The sequence below is a fragment of the Aeromonas sp. CU5 genome, from assembly GCF_002586745.1.
In the GTDB taxonomy this organism is placed as follows: Bacteria; Pseudomonadota; Gammaproteobacteria; order Enterobacterales; family Aeromonadaceae; genus Aeromonas; species Aeromonas sobria.
On the sequence record NZ_CP023817.1, the window covers coordinates 3,318,438 to 3,333,507 of the forward strand.

General features: G+C 57.4%; 15 protein-coding genes. 9 read left to right on the plus strand and 6 right to left on the minus strand.

The annotated features are described in order from the left end of the window. Positions 1 to 31: 31 nt before the first annotated feature. Together pdhR and ampD are read right to left on the minus strand one after the other, a co-directional pair. Positions 32 to 796 (minus strand): pyruvate dehydrogenase complex transcriptional repressor PdhR, encoded by a 765-nt coding sequence (gene pdhR, locus CK911_RS14770; protein WP_042019553.1) that lies wholly within the window; start codon positions 794 to 796, stop codon positions 32 to 34. Positions 797 to 1,065: 269 nt separating this feature from the next. Continuing rightward, a complete protein-coding gene (gene ampD, locus CK911_RS14775; protein WP_098970877.1) occupies positions 1,066 to 1,650 on the minus strand; it encodes a 1,6-anhydro-N-acetylmuramyl-L-alanine amidase AmpD in 585 nt (194 codons plus the stop codon). Positions 1,651 to 1,780: 130 nt separating this feature from the next. Between ampD and CK911_RS14780 the strand changes: the two genes are divergently transcribed. The 9 genes from CK911_RS14780 to yacG all read left to right on the plus strand — a co-directional run bounded on the left by CK911_RS14780 (position 1,781) and on the right by yacG (position 9,640). Next, positions 1,781 to 2,251: a TIGR02281 family clan AA aspartic protease gene (locus CK911_RS14780; RefSeq protein ID WP_098970879.1), complete on the plus strand. Its 471-nt coding sequence runs from the start codon at positions 1,781 to 1,783 to the stop codon at positions 2,249 to 2,251. A gap of 3 nt (positions 2,252 to 2,254) precedes the next feature. Further along, positions 2,255 to 3,130, plus strand: coding sequence for a carboxylating nicotinate-nucleotide diphosphorylase (gene nadC, locus CK911_RS14785; RefSeq protein WP_098970881.1), 876 nt, complete (start codon positions 2,255 to 2,257; stop codon positions 3,128 to 3,130). A gap of 326 nt (positions 3,131 to 3,456) precedes the next feature. After that, positions 3,457 to 3,891 carry a prepilin-type N-terminal cleavage/methylation domain-containing protein gene (locus tag CK911_RS14795; protein ID WP_098972701.1) on the plus strand — a complete coding sequence of 145 codons (435 nt, stop codon included), beginning with the start codon at positions 3,457 to 3,459 and terminating at the stop codon, positions 3,889 to 3,891. Beyond that, the gene (tapB, locus tag CK911_RS14800) at positions 3,891 to 5,597 is read left to right on the plus strand and encodes a PilB family type IVa pilus assembly ATPase TapB (protein ID WP_098970883.1); all 1,707 of its coding nucleotides are present in this window, start codon (positions 3,891 to 3,893) and stop codon (positions 5,595 to 5,597) included. The genes CK911_RS14795 and tapB overlap by 1 nt, the downstream gene beginning before the upstream one ends. Positions 5,598 to 5,837: 240 nt before the next feature. Then, a complete protein-coding gene (locus tag CK911_RS14805) occupies positions 5,838 to 7,079 on the plus strand; it encodes a type II secretion system F family protein (RefSeq protein ID WP_068978945.1) in 1,242 nt (413 codons plus the stop codon). Positions 7,080 to 7,182: 103 nt separating this feature from the next. Next, the gene (locus CK911_RS14810; protein ID WP_098970886.1) at positions 7,183 to 8,055 is read left to right on the plus strand and encodes an A24 family peptidase; all 873 of its coding nucleotides are present in this window, start codon (positions 7,183 to 7,185) and stop codon (positions 8,053 to 8,055) included. A gap of 3 nt (positions 8,056 to 8,058) precedes the next feature. Continuing rightward, positions 8,059 to 8,673 carry a dephospho-CoA kinase gene (gene coaE, locus CK911_RS14815; RefSeq protein WP_098970888.1) on the plus strand — a complete coding sequence of 205 codons (615 nt, stop codon included), beginning with the start codon at positions 8,059 to 8,061 and terminating at the stop codon, positions 8,671 to 8,673. 37 nt (positions 8,674 to 8,710) lie between these two features. After that, a complete protein-coding gene (gene zapD, locus CK911_RS14820) occupies positions 8,711 to 9,433 on the plus strand; it encodes a cell division protein ZapD (protein WP_068978942.1) in 723 nt (240 codons plus the stop codon). Between the two features lie 12 nt (positions 9,434 to 9,445). Next, on the plus strand, positions 9,446 to 9,640 hold the full coding sequence (gene yacG / locus CK911_RS14825; RefSeq protein ID WP_042019568.1) for a DNA gyrase inhibitor YacG: 195 nt from the start codon (positions 9,446 to 9,448) through the stop codon (positions 9,638 to 9,640). Positions 9,641 to 9,711: 71 nt separating this feature from the next. Here the strand turns inward: yacG and mutT are convergent, their stop codons facing one another. The 4 genes from mutT to lpxC all read right to left on the minus strand — a co-directional run bounded on the left by mutT (position 9,712) and on the right by lpxC (position 15,030). After that, positions 9,712 to 10,116, minus strand: coding sequence for an 8-oxo-dGTP diphosphatase MutT (gene mutT / locus CK911_RS14830; protein ID WP_098970892.1), 405 nt, complete (start codon positions 10,114 to 10,116; stop codon positions 9,712 to 9,714). A 165-nt stretch (positions 10,117 to 10,281) separates the two neighbouring features. Next, positions 10,282 to 13,002, minus strand: coding sequence for a preprotein translocase subunit SecA (gene secA / locus CK911_RS14835; protein WP_098970894.1), 2,721 nt, complete (start codon positions 13,000 to 13,002; stop codon positions 10,282 to 10,284). Between the two features lie 58 nt (positions 13,003 to 13,060). Further along, on the minus strand, positions 13,061 to 13,966 hold the full coding sequence (locus tag CK911_RS14840; protein ID WP_068978939.1) for a M23 family metallopeptidase: 906 nt from the start codon (positions 13,964 to 13,966) through the stop codon (positions 13,061 to 13,063). A gap of 140 nt (positions 13,967 to 14,106) precedes the next feature. Next, entirely contained in the window at positions 14,107 to 15,030 is a 924-nt protein-coding gene (gene lpxC / locus CK911_RS14845) for a UDP-3-O-acyl-N-acetylglucosamine deacetylase (protein WP_005336146.1), read from the minus strand. Between the last annotated feature and the right edge of the window lie 40 nt (positions 15,031 to 15,070).

Sequence of the window (15,070 nt, forward strand, 5' to 3'; positions counted from 1 at the left end):
CGCAAACATTCGACAATAAAGCCTTGTGGGATTAGTTTTCCTGCTGACGGATCCGACGCATGGATCGCTGGATCCGGGTCTCTTCCCTCTGCATATCCAACAAGGTGTCCTCGATAAAGGCCAGATGCTCATGACAAGCAGTTCTGGCCCGCTCCGGAGCCCCCGAAAGAATAGCCTCGATCAGATTCGCACGATGGCGACGGATCTTGGCTACCACTCCCGGGCGGCGATTCAAAATTTCGTTATTTTGCAGAATGTTCTGCTCAAGCATCGGGCCCATCGCCCGCAGCAGATGCAGCAGCACTACGTTGTGGGACGCCTCCGCCACCGCCAGATAAAACTGGGTAACGGCTGCCGACTCGGCCACCAGCGAGCCCAGCTGGCCCGCCTCTTCGATGGTGATTTGCACCTGACGAATGCGCTCGAAATCAGACTCGGTCCCGCGCAACGCCGCATAGTAGGCACAGATGCCTTCCAGCGCGTGACGAAACTCCAGCAGGTCATACTGGGCTTCCGGGTGAGTACTGAGCAGTTCAAACAGCGGATCAGCGATCCCCTTGTTCAAGGCATTCTGCACATACGTGCCGCCGCCCTGACGGCGATAAAGCAACCCGCGCGCTTCCAGCCGCTGAATGGCTTCGCGCAGGGAGGGGCGCGATACCTGAAACTGGATGGCGAGTTCCCGCTCGGGCAGCAATTTCTGCCCGGACTGCAGACTGCCTTCCAGAATCATCTGTTCCAGCTCGGCGACAATGGCGTCGGCCAACTTGGGTTGCGTAATCTTGCGATAGGGCATGAGGCTACTTTGTTAAATTGGTATTACCAATTTCATGGATGGGGCGAAAATTAGCAGAGGCCTTTTCAAAAGTCCACTCAAAAGATGATCTGAATCAAGAACCAACCCCACCACTTAAGGGGTAAAACGGGGTAAACATGATTTAGCTCATAGAAATTGGTCTGACCAATAATTTTGATGGCGCTCACAGATAACATTTGAGCAACTGGCGGTGGCAATGGCCTGCCAGATCGGCAAGCCATTGATTTTAAAATCTAAACTAAATTTTATTATTTGCTTTCAAGGTTGAGTAACTGGCTCAGGTACTCCCACTGAAAACTGGCACCGGGATCCGTCTTGCGCCCCGGCGCTATGTCGCAATGACCGACAATTTTTTCGTGGGTAATCGCCGGATAACGGCCTGAGATGGCTCGGGTGAGCCCCGCCAGTGCCCGATACTGGGCCTCGGTATAGGGGGTCTCGTCGGTTCCTTCCAGCTCGATGCCGATGGAGAAGTCATTGCACGCCTCCCGCCCCTGCCAGCTCGATACCCCCGCATGCCAGGCGCGCGCGCCAAACGGCACATATTGCACCAGCTCACCATCACGGCGGATCAGACAGTGGGCCGAGACCCGCAACTGATGGATAGCGGCAAAATAGGGGTGAGCGTCAGGGTCGAGCCGTCCCATAAAGAGATCGTCGATAAAGGGGCCGCCAAACTCCCCCGGCGGCAGGCTGATGCCGTGCACCACCAGCAGGGAAATATCGTCCGGCGCGGTCCGTTCGTTGTGATGGGGAGAGGGCACCCGGCGCGCCTGCAGGCACCAGCCTGCGGCATCGATAGCAAAGTGAGGTTGCAAAGCGAGTTGAGTCATCGGCTACTCGATATGGCTGACAAATGGCGAAAAGAGGAAGATGCGTGATGGGCAAACCTGCACCAACTCGCTGAATCAACGGGAAATTGTATGTTAGGCTGAGTCATCTTTTGCTCGATATGGATGGACTATGCAGCAAACGGCGCGCTGGTTGTGGTTACTGGCCTGGCTCTCTTTGATGGGCCTGCTGACCCTCTATTTCCACTCCCGCTCGCAACCGAGCGTCACCGCCAGCGGCGAGCTGCTACTGCGGGCCGACCAGAGCGGCCACTATCGTCTGGAGGGTGCCATCAACGGCCAGCCGGTGCAACTGCTGCTCGATACCGGCGCCACCCGCGTCACCATACCGCAGCAGGTTGCCGAGCGGCTCGGCCTGACCGCCCGGGGCAGCAGCCAGGTCAACACCGCCGCGGGGCAGATCCGCGTTGGCAACGGCACCATCGAAACGCTGGCGATGGGGCCACTGACCTTGTACGATCTGGCCATCTTTATCAATCCGGCGGCAGACGGTGACGAAGTGCTGGTTGGCATGAACGCCCTCGGTCGGCTGGAGCTGGTTCAAAAGGAGCGGCAGTTGCTGCTCAGACCCTTGCAGGAATAAGGCATGTTTCAACAGGATGTCAGCCGCGCCGTGCGCGCCGCACTACTCGAAGATCTGGGCGATGCCCTCACCACGCTGGATCAACCGGACGCCAGCGCCGATATCACTGCCCAGCTGATCCCGGCCGATCGGATGGCCAGCGCCCGGATCATCACCCGCGAAGCCGGGGTGTTCTGCGGCCAGCCCTGGGTGGACGAAGTCTTTTTGCAACTCAATGCCCAGTTCGGTGGCGACGTGCAGGTCGAGTGGCAAGTGCAAGATGGCGAACTGCTCGCCCCCAATCAGGAGTTGTTCCGCCTGCACGGCCCTGCCCGCCTGCTGCTGACCGGCGAACGCACCGCGCTGAACTTTGTCCAGACCCTCTCCGGTGTCGCTACCCTTACCGCCCGCTATGTAGCAGAGCTGGCGGGCACCGACTGCCGCCTGCTCGACACCCGCAAGACCTTGCCGGGGCTGCGTACCGCCCAGAAGTACGCGGTCACCTGCGGCGGCGGCAAGAATCACCGCATCGGCCTCTATGACGCCTACCTCATCAAAGAGAACCATATCCTCGCCTGCGGCGGTATTGCCGAGGCGATTGGTGAAGCGCGCCGCCTCAATCCGGGCAAACCGGTCGAGGTGGAGGTGGAATCACTGGCCGAGCTGGAGCAGGCGCTGGCGGCCCACGCCGATATCGTGATGCTCGACAACTTCGATGTAGCCATGATGGGCGAGGCTGTGGCCATCAATCAGGGTCGGGCCAAGCTGGAAGTCTCCGGCAATGTCACCCTCGATACTCTGGCCGAGTTTGCCGCCACCGGGGTCGATTTTATCTCGGTAGGGGCACTGACCAAGCATCTGCGGGCGCTCGATCTCTCCATGCGCTTTATCCAGCAGTAAGGCGAACCATCGGAACTGAGCAAATACTCGACCTAACCGGATAAACAACTTGCAAAAGGCGCCATAGGCGCCTTTTCTTTATGCAGGATCCCGCAGAAAAGGAGTGTAGTGATGGGCCTTCCCCAACCGCTAAAAAAGAGTCGATAGAAGCCGCTTATTTTATGATTTATATCATATTTTTGGTAAATGATAGAAAAGTGGTTAACAAAGAGCGCAATCTCTGTTGCCACCCCTGATAGCTCGGATAAGATACTGACGTGCGGACGATTTTCTACCGGCACTTCCCAGGAACCAAGGATAAAAGGATATTTTCCATGAACAGCGAAATGAAGAAACAATCGGGTTTTACCCTTATTGAACTGATGATCGTGGTCGCGATCGTGGCCATTCTGGCGGCGGTAGCGCTGCCGGCGTATCAGAACTACACCAAAAAAGCCAAGATGACGGAATTAATAGCTGCGACTGGAGCTCTAAAAACACAAGCGGAAGTTTGTATTCAGACTGCGTCTAATTGCCCTACCGCAGCTACAACAGCAGATACAGCGAACGTTGCAGTAACCATCACTGTGCCCCCGTCTTCTGGTACCGGTAACTATGTTATTACAGCGACACCAAAAGCAGGGCAACTAGCACCATTAGTTGCTGGCACAGACTCCTACGTACTCACAGCTGCAGTCAGTGGTTCTTCAACCAGCAGCTTAAATTGGGTCGCATCATGCCTGCCCGCCACAACATCTGATAGCTATTGTCCAGCTAAATAATGACCTCAAGCCCCAATAGCGGCCTGGCGCTAAGCCTGGCCGCCTCTTCACTGATCAGCGAAGAGGACTCCCAGCGCTATCTGAGCCAGGCCAAGGCCCAGCGCAAGCACTTTGTCACCTTTCTGATCGAGAACGACATCCTCGACAGCAAGGCGCTGGCAGATTTCTGCGAGCTGGAGTATGGGGTACCTCTGCTGGATCTTGCCGCCTTCGATTTGGCCGAGATCCCGCAGAAGTACCTCAATCAGAAACTGATTGAGAAACATCACGTACTGCCCATCTACACCCAGGGCCACACCCTCTATATCGCCATGTCGGACCCGACCAATGTCTCGGCGTTGGAGGACTTTGGCTTCAGCTTCGGCCTGCATACCGAGGCGCTGCTGGTGGAGGAGAACAAACTCACCATCGCCATCGGCAAGCTGCTGGAGAGCGAAAACGACGCCCTCGGCATGGAAGAGATCGACGAATCCGAGATCTCCGAACTCGAAGTATCTGACGAAAACAGCCGGCTCGATGAGAGCGTCAATACCGCCGATGACGACGCCCCCATCGTCAAGTACATCAACAAAATCCTGATGGATGCCATCAAGCGCGGCGCCTCTGACCTGCACTTCGAGCCCTACGAGTTCAAGTATCGGGTGCGCTTTCGTATTGATGGCATTCTCCATGAAATCGCCACCCCGCCGGTCAACCTCTCCAATCGCTTCTCCGCCCGACTCAAGGTAATGGCGCGGCTCGATATCGCCGAGCGGCGCTTGCCACAAGATGGCCGCATCAAGTTGAAGCTGTCGCGCAACAAGTCGATGGATATGCGGGTCAACACCCTGCCCACCATGTGGGGGGAGAAGATCGTTATCCGGCTGCTCGACTCCTCAGCGGCCCGCCTCAATATCGAGCAGCTCGGCTTTGACGACCGGCAGAAGGCGCAATACCTGCGGGCGCTGGCCAAACCGCAGGGGATGATCCTGGTGACCGGCCCCACCGGCTCGGGCAAAACGGTCTCGCTCTATACCGGCCTCAATATTCTCAACACCACAGAGGTGAACATCTCCACCGCCGAAGATCCGGTGGAGATCAACCTGCCCGGCGTCAACCAAGTGCAGGTCAACCCCAAGGCAGGGCTCACCTTCGCCAGCGCCCTGCGCTCCTTCTTACGCCAAGACCCGGACGTGGTGATGGTGGGGGAGATCCGCGATCTCGAAACCGCCGAAATCGCCATCAAGGCAGCGCAAACCGGCCACCTGGTGCTCTCGACCCTGCACACCAACTCCGCCGCCGAGACCCTGACCCGGATGATGAACATGGGGGTGCCCGCCTTTAACATCGCCTCCTCAGTGACCCTGATCATGGCCCAGCGACTGGCTCGCAAACTGTGCGATCACTGCAAAGCGCCAGAAGTTGTACCGGAAGCCGAACTGCTGGAGCTGGGCTTTACCCCGCAGCAACTGGCAGCTGGTTTGCGGCTGTTCAAGCCGGTTGGCTGCAAAGAGTGCTCGGCGGGCTACAAGGGGCGGGTCGGTATCTACGAAATCATGCTGATGTCAGAGAACATCGCCAAATTGATCATGCAAGGGGCCAACTCGCTGCAGATCGCCGCCATTGCCCAGAAAGAGGGGATGCGCACCCTGCGGATCTCCGGCCTGGAGAAGGCCCGGCTCGGCGTCACCAGTCTGGCTGAAATCAACCGAGTGACCACCAACTAGATCGCATGACGAAGCGTCTCATCAGTTTGGTTGGCAAAGGGGATCGGTCGTTCACGAATACGGAACGGATGATAGCCACGGCAACAGAGTAATCAGACATTCAAGTTACTGGGCTGGCGCCAAGAAGGTACCACCCACCCTATCAGTACCCCGCAGGCATCAAGCCTGCCGGGCACCTTGACCCAGTTGGTGATGCGCAGAGCCCGGCTCTGACAACCAACCCCATTGCAGGATGCAGTCATGGCTACGCTAGCAAAAAAGAGTAATGCGCCCAAAAAAGTCTTCGCCTTCCGCTGGCACGGGGTCAATCGCAAAGGACAAAAAGTGTCCGGCGAACTGCAGGCTGACAGCATCAGTACCGTCAAGGCCGAGCTGCGCAAGCAAGGGGTCAACGTCACCAAGGTCGCCAAAAAATCCCAGGGGCTCTTCTCCAAGGGGGGCGCCAAGATCAAGCCGATGGATATCGCCATCGTGTCACGCCAGATCACCACCATGCTCTCTGCCGGGGTGCCGCTGGTCCAGAGCCTGCAGATCATCGCCCGCAGCCATGAAAAAGCGGCAATGCGCGAGCTGATGGGACAAATTGCCTCGGATGTCGAGACTGGCACCCCGATGTCAGAGGCGCTGCGCCGCCATCCCCGCCACTTTGACGAACTTTATTGCGATCTGGTGGAGGCCGGTGAGCAATCCGGTGCACTGGAGACCATCTACGACCGTATCGCGACCTACCGGGAAAAATCGGAAGCGCTCAAGTCGAAGATCAAGAAAGCGATGTTTTACCCTGCCATGGTCATGCTGGTGGCCATTGTGGTGACCTCGATCCTGCTGTTGTTCGTGATCCCCCAGTTCGAAGATATCTTCAAAAGCTTTGGTGCCGAGTTACCGGCCTTCACCCAGTTTGTCATCGGCATCTCCCGCTTTATGCAGAACTGGTGGTACCTGATTTTTGGCGGTGTGGGGCTGGGGATCTTCCTCTATGTGCGCGCCTGGCGCGCCTCGCAAACGGTAAAAGACAACACCGACAAGTTTGTACTGACTATTCCGGTGGTCGGAATGATCCTGCACAAAGCGGCGATGGCGCGCTTTGCCCGTACCCTGTCGACCACCTTCTCAGCAGGTATCCCGCTGGTAGATGCGCTGATTTCGGCAGCTGGCGCCTCCGGCAACTATGTCTATCGTACCGCCGTGCTGGCCATTCGTAACGAAGTGGTGGCAGGGATGCAGATCAACGTGGCGATGCGCACGGTCGATCTCTTCCCGGACATGGTGATCCAGATGGTGATGATCGGTGAGGAGTCAGGCGCTATCGATGATATGCTCTCCAAGGTCGCCACCATCTTCGAACAAGAGGTGGATGATCTGGTCGATGGCCTCACCAGCCTGCTCGAACCCCTGATCATGGTGGTGCTCGGGGTGCTGGTTGGTGGCATGGTGGTCGCCATGTACCTGCCCATCTTCAAGCTCGGTGATGTCATTGGCTAAGGATGCGCGATAGACCCGTGTGCCCGAGCCCAGCCATTGCAACGCTCGATTGCTCTGCGCTAACCAGACCTTTTTTCACCCATTGTTAGTAACGGTTGTTCTTATGCCTCTATTTATCGAGCTGGCTCACGGCTTGCCCTGGCTCTACCTCTCTCTGGTTTTTCTCTTCTCCCTGATGATCGGCAGCTTTCTCAACGTGGTGATCCACCGCTTGCCGATCATGCTGGAGCGGGAGTGGCAGGCGGAATATCGCGGCTACTTCGCTCCCGATGAGGAGGCCGCTTCAGCAGAGCATTACAACCTGATGGTGCCGCGCTCCGCCTGCCCTCACTGTGGCCATGCCATTACGGCGCTGGAGAATATCCCGCTGCTGAGCTGGCTCTGGCTCAAGGGGCGCTGCCGTGACTGCCAAGCCCCGATCTCGGCCCGCTATCCGCTGGTGGAGCTGTTGACCGCCCTGCTCTCGGTTGCCGTTGCCATGGTGATTACCCCTGGTTGGGGCACGCTGGCAGCCCTGCTGTTGACCTGGATGCTGGTAGCCCTCACCTTTATCGATCTCGACAAGATGCTGCTGCCCGACCAGCTCACCCTGCCGCTGCTGTGGGGTGGCCTGCTATTCAACCTGCTGGGTGGTTTTGTGCCACTAGGGGATGCAGTGATCGGTGCCATGGCCGGGTATCTGGTGCTCTGGAGCCTCTACTGGGCCTTCAAGCTGCTCACCGGCAAGGAGGGGATGGGTTATGGCGACTTCAAGTTACTGGCGGCACTGGGTGCCTGGCTGGGCTGGCAGGCGTTGCCCATCGTGTTACTGCTCTCATCCTTGGTCGGCGCCATTATCGGCATCGCCCTGATCGCCTTGCACAAGCACCATCAGGGCAAACCGATCCCCTTCGGCCCCTACCTCGCCATCGCGGGCTGGATCGCTCTGCTGTGGGGCGATACCATCACCCGCTGGTATCTTCAGATGGTGCTCTAACCCATGTATGTAGTCGCAATTACCGGTGGCATTGGCAGCGGCAAGACCACCATCGCCAACCAGTTTGCCGAACTGGGCATCGAGGTAGTGGATGCCGATGTGATCGCCCGCGAGGTAGTGGCACCGGGTAGCCCGGCGCTGGCGGCCATCGCTGCGCATTTTGGCGCTGACCTCATCGAGCCGGCCGGTCAGCTCGATCGTCGCCGCCTGCGCGAACAGATCTTTGCCGATCCACAGGCCAAGGGGTGGCTCAATGCCCTGCTCCACCCGCTCATTCGCAATGAAATGCTGCGCCAGTGCGCCGCCGCCCGCCCACCTTACTGCCTGCTGGTGGTGCCACTGCTGGTGGAGAACCAGCTCACCACACTGGCCAACCGGGTGCTGGTGATCGATGTGGACGAAGCGACCCAGATTGAGCGTACCTGCCGCCGGGATGGGGTGTCAGCCGAACAGGCCCGTTTGATTATCGCGGCCCAGGCGAGCCGGTCAGAGCGTCTCGCTGCGGCAGATGATGTCATCGAAAACCACAATGGCGGCGAAATGGCGATTAAAACGCGGATTTTGGCGCTGCACGAAACATATCTGGCATTTGCCTCTCAACAAGCCCACCAACTGTGAGTACACTAGGCCGGTTTATGGCTGGCCAGGATTAGGCATGATTTACGATTTTCCTCTCAATGAAAAAAGCCGGACCTATCTTCGTCTGGAGTCTCTGTTTTCCCAGATCCGCGACAATCTGGAGAGCGACCAGCCTTGGGCACATATCGCCTTCTTCAAAGGGTTGTTTGACCTGCAAGAGTTGCTGGAGCGGGGTGACCTGCGCGCCGATCTTATCAAGGATCTGGAGCGACTCAGTCAGCGCCTGAGCCACTGGGCCAGCTTGCCTGACGTTGATCTGGAGCAGATCAAGCAGATGCAGCAAGAGAGCAGCCAGCTCTCCCGTAATCTGCTCAAGTCCCCTCGCCCCGGCGCACGACTGAAAGAAGATCGCCAGCTTGCGGCGATCCGCCAGCGTTTCTCTATTCCTGGCGGCCTGTGTGCCTTCGATGTACCGCAACTGCACCACTGGCTCGGTACCCCGGCGATTGCCCGTCACCAGCAGATGCAAAGCTGGCTTGCCGATATCAACTTGTTGATGAATTCCATTACCCTGCTACTGGGGCTGTGGCGCGATTCAGGCGCCTTCAGCGAGCAGGTTGCCAGCAACGGCTTCTTCCAGGATACCGCCGAGAGCGCCGAGCTGATCCGCATCAAGCTGCCAGCCAATCTCTCTTGCTACCCGACCCTGAGCGGCCATAAAAATCGCTTTGCCTTGCGGTTTTTGTCCACCTCTGAACAGCTGGTTGGTGATGTGCCGTTCCAGCTCGCTTGCTGTTAAGGAAACCTCCAGATGGTCACCAAGGTTAAGTGTCCGACTTGCCAAACTGAACTGGAATGGGGTCCGCAGAGCCCTTTTCGCCCCTTCTGCAGCAAACGCTGCCAGCTGATCGATCTTGGCGAATGGGCCGATGAAGAGAAGCGGATCCCTGGGGCGATCAACCCGGATCTGCTGCCAGAGCCGGAAGAGGGCGATCAGTGGCTATAAGCCCGTGGTCACTCACCTCTGCAACATGAAAAAAGGGCCGAATGGCCCTTTTTTCATTTCTTGTTACCAGCTCACGCCAGCGTGGCCTGTAGCCGCGTCACAATCGGGCCATTGGCATCAGGAAACTGATAGTGGTGCAGCTCTGTTACCGGCACCCACAAGCACTCTTGCCCCTCCTTGCCGAACGGCTCGCCGCTGAAACGGGTTACCTTCCAGATATCCAGCAACACCTGTTTCTCGGGATAGTCGTGCTGCAGCTCCATGAAGGGTGCGCAATCCTGCACCCGGATACCGATCTCTTCCCACAGCTCCCGATCCAGCGCACCGAGCAGATCCTCGCCCGACTCCACCTTGCCACCGGGAAACTCCCAACGATCCCCCTGATGGCGATCGGAGGAGCGTTTGGCGATGAAGATATCGCCCTGTTCATTCTCGATGACGCCAACCGCCACCCAGATCCGCTTTTTCTGTTCCATCTTGTTACCTTTGCACCATCTGCTTAATCAAGCTGCTCGATACCGCCAATCCCTGATTAGCGCTCACATCTGCTGTGGCTTGATATCGACAACCTTGACGGTCTTCGCTCGTTTGATAAAAACAAGGCGGGCACCGGGCCCGCCTTGTTATGGCATTGCAATCGATCAGGTCAACTGACCATGGCAATGCTTGTACTTTTTGCCGGAGCCACAAGGGCACGGATCGTTGCGGCCAACCTTCTGCTCGTCGCGCACGAAGGTGGTGTGACCCTCTTCGCCTGCGGCCTCTTCATCGGCCAGCTGGCTCTCGGCGGCGGCGTGGGTGTAGGTACGGGGAGCCGCTTCTGCCTGCTGGCGCTGCTGCTCTTCCATCACTTCTACATCACGCTCTTGCACCTGAACCCGGCTCAGGATGCTGACTACATCGCGCTTGAGGGTTTCCAGCATCTGGGTAAACAGATCGAAGGATTCACGCTTGTACTCCTGCTTGGGGTTCTTCTGGGCATAACCGCGCAGATGAATGCCCTGACGCAGGTGATCCATCGCCGCCAGATGCTCCTTCCACAGGCCATCCAGGGTTTGCAGCATCACCGCCTTCTCGAAGTTACGTAGCACTTCGACCCCGACCAGCTCCTGCTTGTGGCTATAGAGCTTGTTGGCTTCGTCCAGAATGCGCTCGCGCAGCTTCTCTTCATAAAGCTTGTCATCTTCTGCCAGCCACTGTTGCAGCGGCAGATCCAGCCCGAAGTCAGCCTTCAAGCGCGCTTCCAGACCGGCGACATCCCACATCTCTTCCAGTGACTGAGGCGGAATGTACTCGTCGATCACAGCGCCATAGACATCGTCACGGATGACGTGAATAGTCTCGGAGATGTCGTTGGTATCCAGCAACTCGTTGCGCTGCTCGTAAACCACCTTGCGCTGGTCATTGGCCACGTCATCAAATTCAAGCAAGCTCTTGCGGATGTCGAAGTTGCGACCTTCCACCTTGCGCTGGGCGTTTTCGATGGCCTTGGTCACCCACGGGTGCTCGATGGCTTCGCCCTCTTCCATGCCCAGCTTCTTCATCATGCCGGTCACGCGATCGGAGGCGAAGATCCGCATCAGGGTATCTTCCATGGATAGGTAGAAGCGGGAGGAACCCGGGTCACCCTGACGACCGGAACGGCCGCGCAGCTGGTTGTCGATACGACGGGATTCGTGACGCTCGGTACCGATAATGTGCAGACCACCGGCAGCCAGCACCTCATCGTGGCGCACCTGCCAGGCCGCTTTCAACTCGGCAACTTGCTCGCTGGACGGGTTCTCCAGCGTGGCAATCTCTGCCTGCCAGTTACCACCCAACACGATGTCGGTACCACGACCAGCCATGTTGGTCGCGATGGTGACCGCGCCAAGCTGGCCCGCCTGAGCGACAATTTCCGCTTCCATGGCGTGGAACTTGGCGTTCAACACCTTGTGCGGGATCTGCTCTTTGTTCAGGATGCCGGAGAGCAGCTCGGAGTTCTCGATAGAGACGGTACCGACCAGCACAGGTTGGCCCTTGGCCACACACTGGCGGATATCTTCAACGATGGCGGCATACTTCTCATTGGCGGTCAGATAGACCAGATCGCCCATGTCCTTGCGCACCATCGGCTGGTTAGTCGGGATAACCACGGTATCCAAACCATAAATCTGCTGGAATTCAAAGGCTTCGGTATCTGCAGTACCGGTCATCCCCGCCAGCTTGTTGTAGAGACGGAAGTAGTTCTGGAAGGTGATCGAGGCCAGAGTCTGGTTCTCGTTCTGGATCTTGGCCCCTTCTTTCGCCTCAACCGCCTGATGCAGACCATCGGACCAGCGACGACCCGGCATGGTACGGCCGGTATGCTCATCGACGATGACGATCTCGTCCTTCTGGACGATGTAATCCACGTTGCGCTCAAACAGGGTGTGAGCACGCAGACCGGCGTTGACGTGATGCAGCAGACTGATATTGGTGGCAGAGAACAGGGAGTCATGCTCATCGAGCAGCCCCTCTTTCTTAAGCAGCTCTTCCACGAAAATCTGACCGTTTTCGGTCAGCAGGGCCTGACGGTTCTTTTCGTCAACCGTGTAGTGCCCCTCACCGGTGTACTCCTCGGTGTCTTCTTTGTCCTGCTTGACCAACAGCGGGATCAGCTTGTTGATCTGGGTATACATGGCGGAGCTGTCTTCAGCCGGGCCAGAGATAATCAGCGGGGTTCGGGCTTCATCGATCAGCACCGAGTCAACCTCATCCACCAGCGCATAGTTGAGCGGACGCTGAACGCGCTGCTCCGGCGAGAACGCCATGTTGTCGCGCAGGTAGTCAAAACCGAATTCGTTGTTGGTACCGTAGGTAATATCGGCAGCATAAGCGTCACGCTTTTGCGACGCATCCATACCTGGCACGTTGCAATCCACGGTCATGCCGAGGAAGGTAAACAGCGGACGGTTCGCTTCCGCATCACGCTTGGCAAGATAGTCGTTCACTGTCACCACGTGGACGCCACGACCGCTCAGGGCATTGAGGTACGCTGGCAGGGTTGCGGTCAGGGTTTTACCTTCACCGGTCTTCATTTCAGCGATGCGGTTGGAATCCAGCACCATGCCGCCGATCAGCTGCACGTCGAAGTGACGCATGCCGAACACCCGCTTGGAGGCTTCGCGTACGGTCGCGAATGCTTCCGGCAACAGCTGCTCCAGCGTCTCACCCTGCTCCAGACGCTGACGGTACTCGGCCGTCTTGGCCTGCAGCTCAGAGTCGGACAGAGCTTCGAACTGAGGCTCCATTGCATTGATTTGTTTTACAATTTTGCGCAAAGCCTTGAGCGTTCTATCGTTCCGGCTGCCAATAATCTTGGTAAGCAGTGTGCTAATCATGGGTACCAACTATTTCTGGTTATAAAAGCGTTCCGTCATGGGAACCTGGAGAAAAAACCTAACCCCGTCCGGCACTCAGAAAGCGTGCGGGGTTGACCTGACGACCGTCTTTCAACACTTCGTAATGCAAATGGACGCCGGTCGCGCGACCGGTGCGCCCCATCAAGGCAATCTTCTGGCCCTGATCAACCAGGGTGCCCACTTCAACCAGCAGCTTGGAGTTGTGGGCGTAACGAGTGACCAGACCATTGCCGTGATTAATCTCCACCATATTGCCGAATTCCGGATGACGTCCCGCCCAGCTGATAATGCCAGGACCGGTGGCCAGAATGGGAGTGCCTGGTTTACCGCGGAAATCCACACCTTTATGCATTTTGGCTCGCCCATTGAACGGATCGACCCGTCCACCAAACCCGGACGAGACCCAAACTCGTTCCTGTTTGACTGGCGTGCCAGAAATAAAGCCGGCATCGGTGATATGGTGATTCATGATGAAAGATTCAAGTACCGACAGCTGCTCTTCGCGGCTACTGAGTTGCTGGCTGAGGTGTTTCATCGAGGCTTGCAGCTCGTTGAGGTTAACTTCCAGCTCTTCATCATAAGAAGGGCCGCCCATGGGAGGCAGCTCTTTGAAATTGAACTCGTCAGGATCGAGATCAGCCTGCTCGGTCAGTCGTTCACCGAGGGCATTCAAGCGGCCCAACTGACCCTGCATGGTGCCCACCTGAGCCGCCAGCATTGCCAACTGCTCACGAGCCTCATCGCCACTCTGAGCGACAGACTGCTGCTCGGCAACGGCCAGCGCCACTTCCAGCGCTTCCATTTTCTGGTGCCAGCTCTGCCAGAGCCAACCACCACCAAGAATGGCCAAAGAGAAGAGGATACCGCCGACCCAGGCCAGACGTTGTTTGGGTAAGTGCAACTTGCGTCGCTGCTTGCCGTGGAGGATCAGGGTAATGCTCATAGAAATCTGTCTGCTCGGTCAGGTGCGGCCAACAGCCTGCACAGGAAATAAAACCGGGAGATAATCGGTATTAAAGGATGGAGTCAATAAATGACGGAACGTCGGTGCGGAGAGAGGACCGACGTTCCGCTGCACAGCTATCAGGCCAGAACCAGACCGTTGTCGTAGTAAGCGATAGGCGCTTTGTCGCCCTCACCCTCGAAGGTCACCAGTTCCCAAGCCTCCTGCTCGGCCAGCAAGGCACGCAGCAGCTTGTTGTTCAGGGCATGTCCGGTCTTGTAGGCACGGAACTCACCGATGATGCTGCGGTTACACATATAGAGGTCACCGATCGCATCCAGCATCTTGTGCTTGACGAACTCGTCCTCATAACGCAAACCATCTTCGTTCAGCACCCGATAGTCGTCCAGTACCACGGCGTTTTCCAGGCTTCCGCCCAGCGCCAGGTTCTGAGAACGCAGGTACTCGATATCGCGCATGAACCCGAAAGTACGGGCACGGCTGATCTCTTTCACGAAGGAGGCACCGGAGAAATCCAGTACGCAGCGCTGGTTGCGCCCTTCAAACACCGGATGCTGGAAATCGATCTCGAGATCCATCTTGAAGCCGTTGCGATAAGGGTGGAATTCCGCCCACTTGTCGCCATCTTCAACCCGGATGCTCTTCTTGATCCGCACAAACTGCTTGGCAGCATTTTGCTCACGGATCCCGACTTCCTGCAGCAGGTAGATAAAGGGATGCGCACTGCCGTCCATCACCGGGATCTCGGGCGCGTCAACCTCGACATAGAGGTTGTCGATCCCCATCCCGGCCAGCGCGGCAGAGAGGTGCTCAATGGTTGAGACACGGACGCCGGCTTCGTTGACCAGTGCAGTACAGAGCACGGTATCGCGCACCTGATCGGCATTGGCTGGCAGCTCTACCACAGGATTCAAGTCGGTACGCAAGTAAACGATTCCTGTGTTAACAGGTGCCGGACGGAACGTCATTGTGACTTTCCGGCCCGAATGCAAGCCGACGCCAGTCGCCTGTACACTCGTTTTCAAGGTTCTTTGTCTAATCATGGGTGTACCCTACACAGCTTAAATTCCGGACCAGATGGTC

Excerpts from the sequence above, each read along its gene's own strand:
- pdhR (WP_042019553.1), bottom strand. The coding sequence starts at position 796 with ATGCCCTATCGCAAGATTACGCAACCCAAGTTGGCCGACGCCATTGTC.
- ampD (WP_098970877.1), bottom strand. The coding sequence starts at position 1,650 with ATGACTCAACTCGCTTTGCAACCTCACTTTGCTATCGATGCCGCAGGC.
- CK911_RS14780 (WP_098970879.1), top strand. The coding sequence starts at position 1,781 with ATGCAGCAAACGGCGCGCTGGTTGTGGTTACTGGCCTGGCTCTCTTTG.
- nadC (WP_098970881.1), top strand. The coding sequence starts at position 2,255 with ATGTTTCAACAGGATGTCAGCCGCGCCGTGCGCGCCGCACTACTCGAA.
- CK911_RS14795 (WP_098972701.1), top strand. The coding sequence starts at position 3,457 with ATGAAGAAACAATCGGGTTTTACCCTTATTGAACTGATGATCGTGGTC.
- tapB (WP_098970883.1), top strand. The coding sequence starts at position 3,891 with ATGACCTCAAGCCCCAATAGCGGCCTGGCGCTAAGCCTGGCCGCCTCT.
- CK911_RS14805 (WP_068978945.1), top strand. The coding sequence starts at position 5,838 with ATGGCTACGCTAGCAAAAAAGAGTAATGCGCCCAAAAAAGTCTTCGCC.
- CK911_RS14810 (WP_098970886.1), top strand. The coding sequence starts at position 7,183 with ATGCCTCTATTTATCGAGCTGGCTCACGGCTTGCCCTGGCTCTACCTC.
- coaE (WP_098970888.1), top strand. The coding sequence starts at position 8,059 with ATGTATGTAGTCGCAATTACCGGTGGCATTGGCAGCGGCAAGACCACC.
- zapD (WP_068978942.1), top strand. The coding sequence starts at position 8,711 with ATGATTTACGATTTTCCTCTCAATGAAAAAAGCCGGACCTATCTTCGT.
- yacG (WP_042019568.1), top strand. The coding sequence starts at position 9,446 with ATGGTCACCAAGGTTAAGTGTCCGACTTGCCAAACTGAACTGGAATGG.
- mutT (WP_098970892.1), bottom strand. The coding sequence starts at position 10,116 with ATGGAACAGAAAAAGCGGATCTGGGTGGCGGTTGGCGTCATCGAGAAT.
- secA (WP_098970894.1), bottom strand. The coding sequence starts at position 13,002 with ATGATTAGCACACTGCTTACCAAGATTATTGGCAGCCGGAACGATAGA.
- CK911_RS14840 (WP_068978939.1), bottom strand. The coding sequence starts at position 13,966 with ATGAGCATTACCCTGATCCTCCACGGCAAGCAGCGACGCAAGTTGCAC.
- lpxC (WP_005336146.1), bottom strand. The coding sequence starts at position 15,030 with ATGATTAGACAAAGAACCTTGAAAACGAGTGTACAGGCGACTGGCGTC.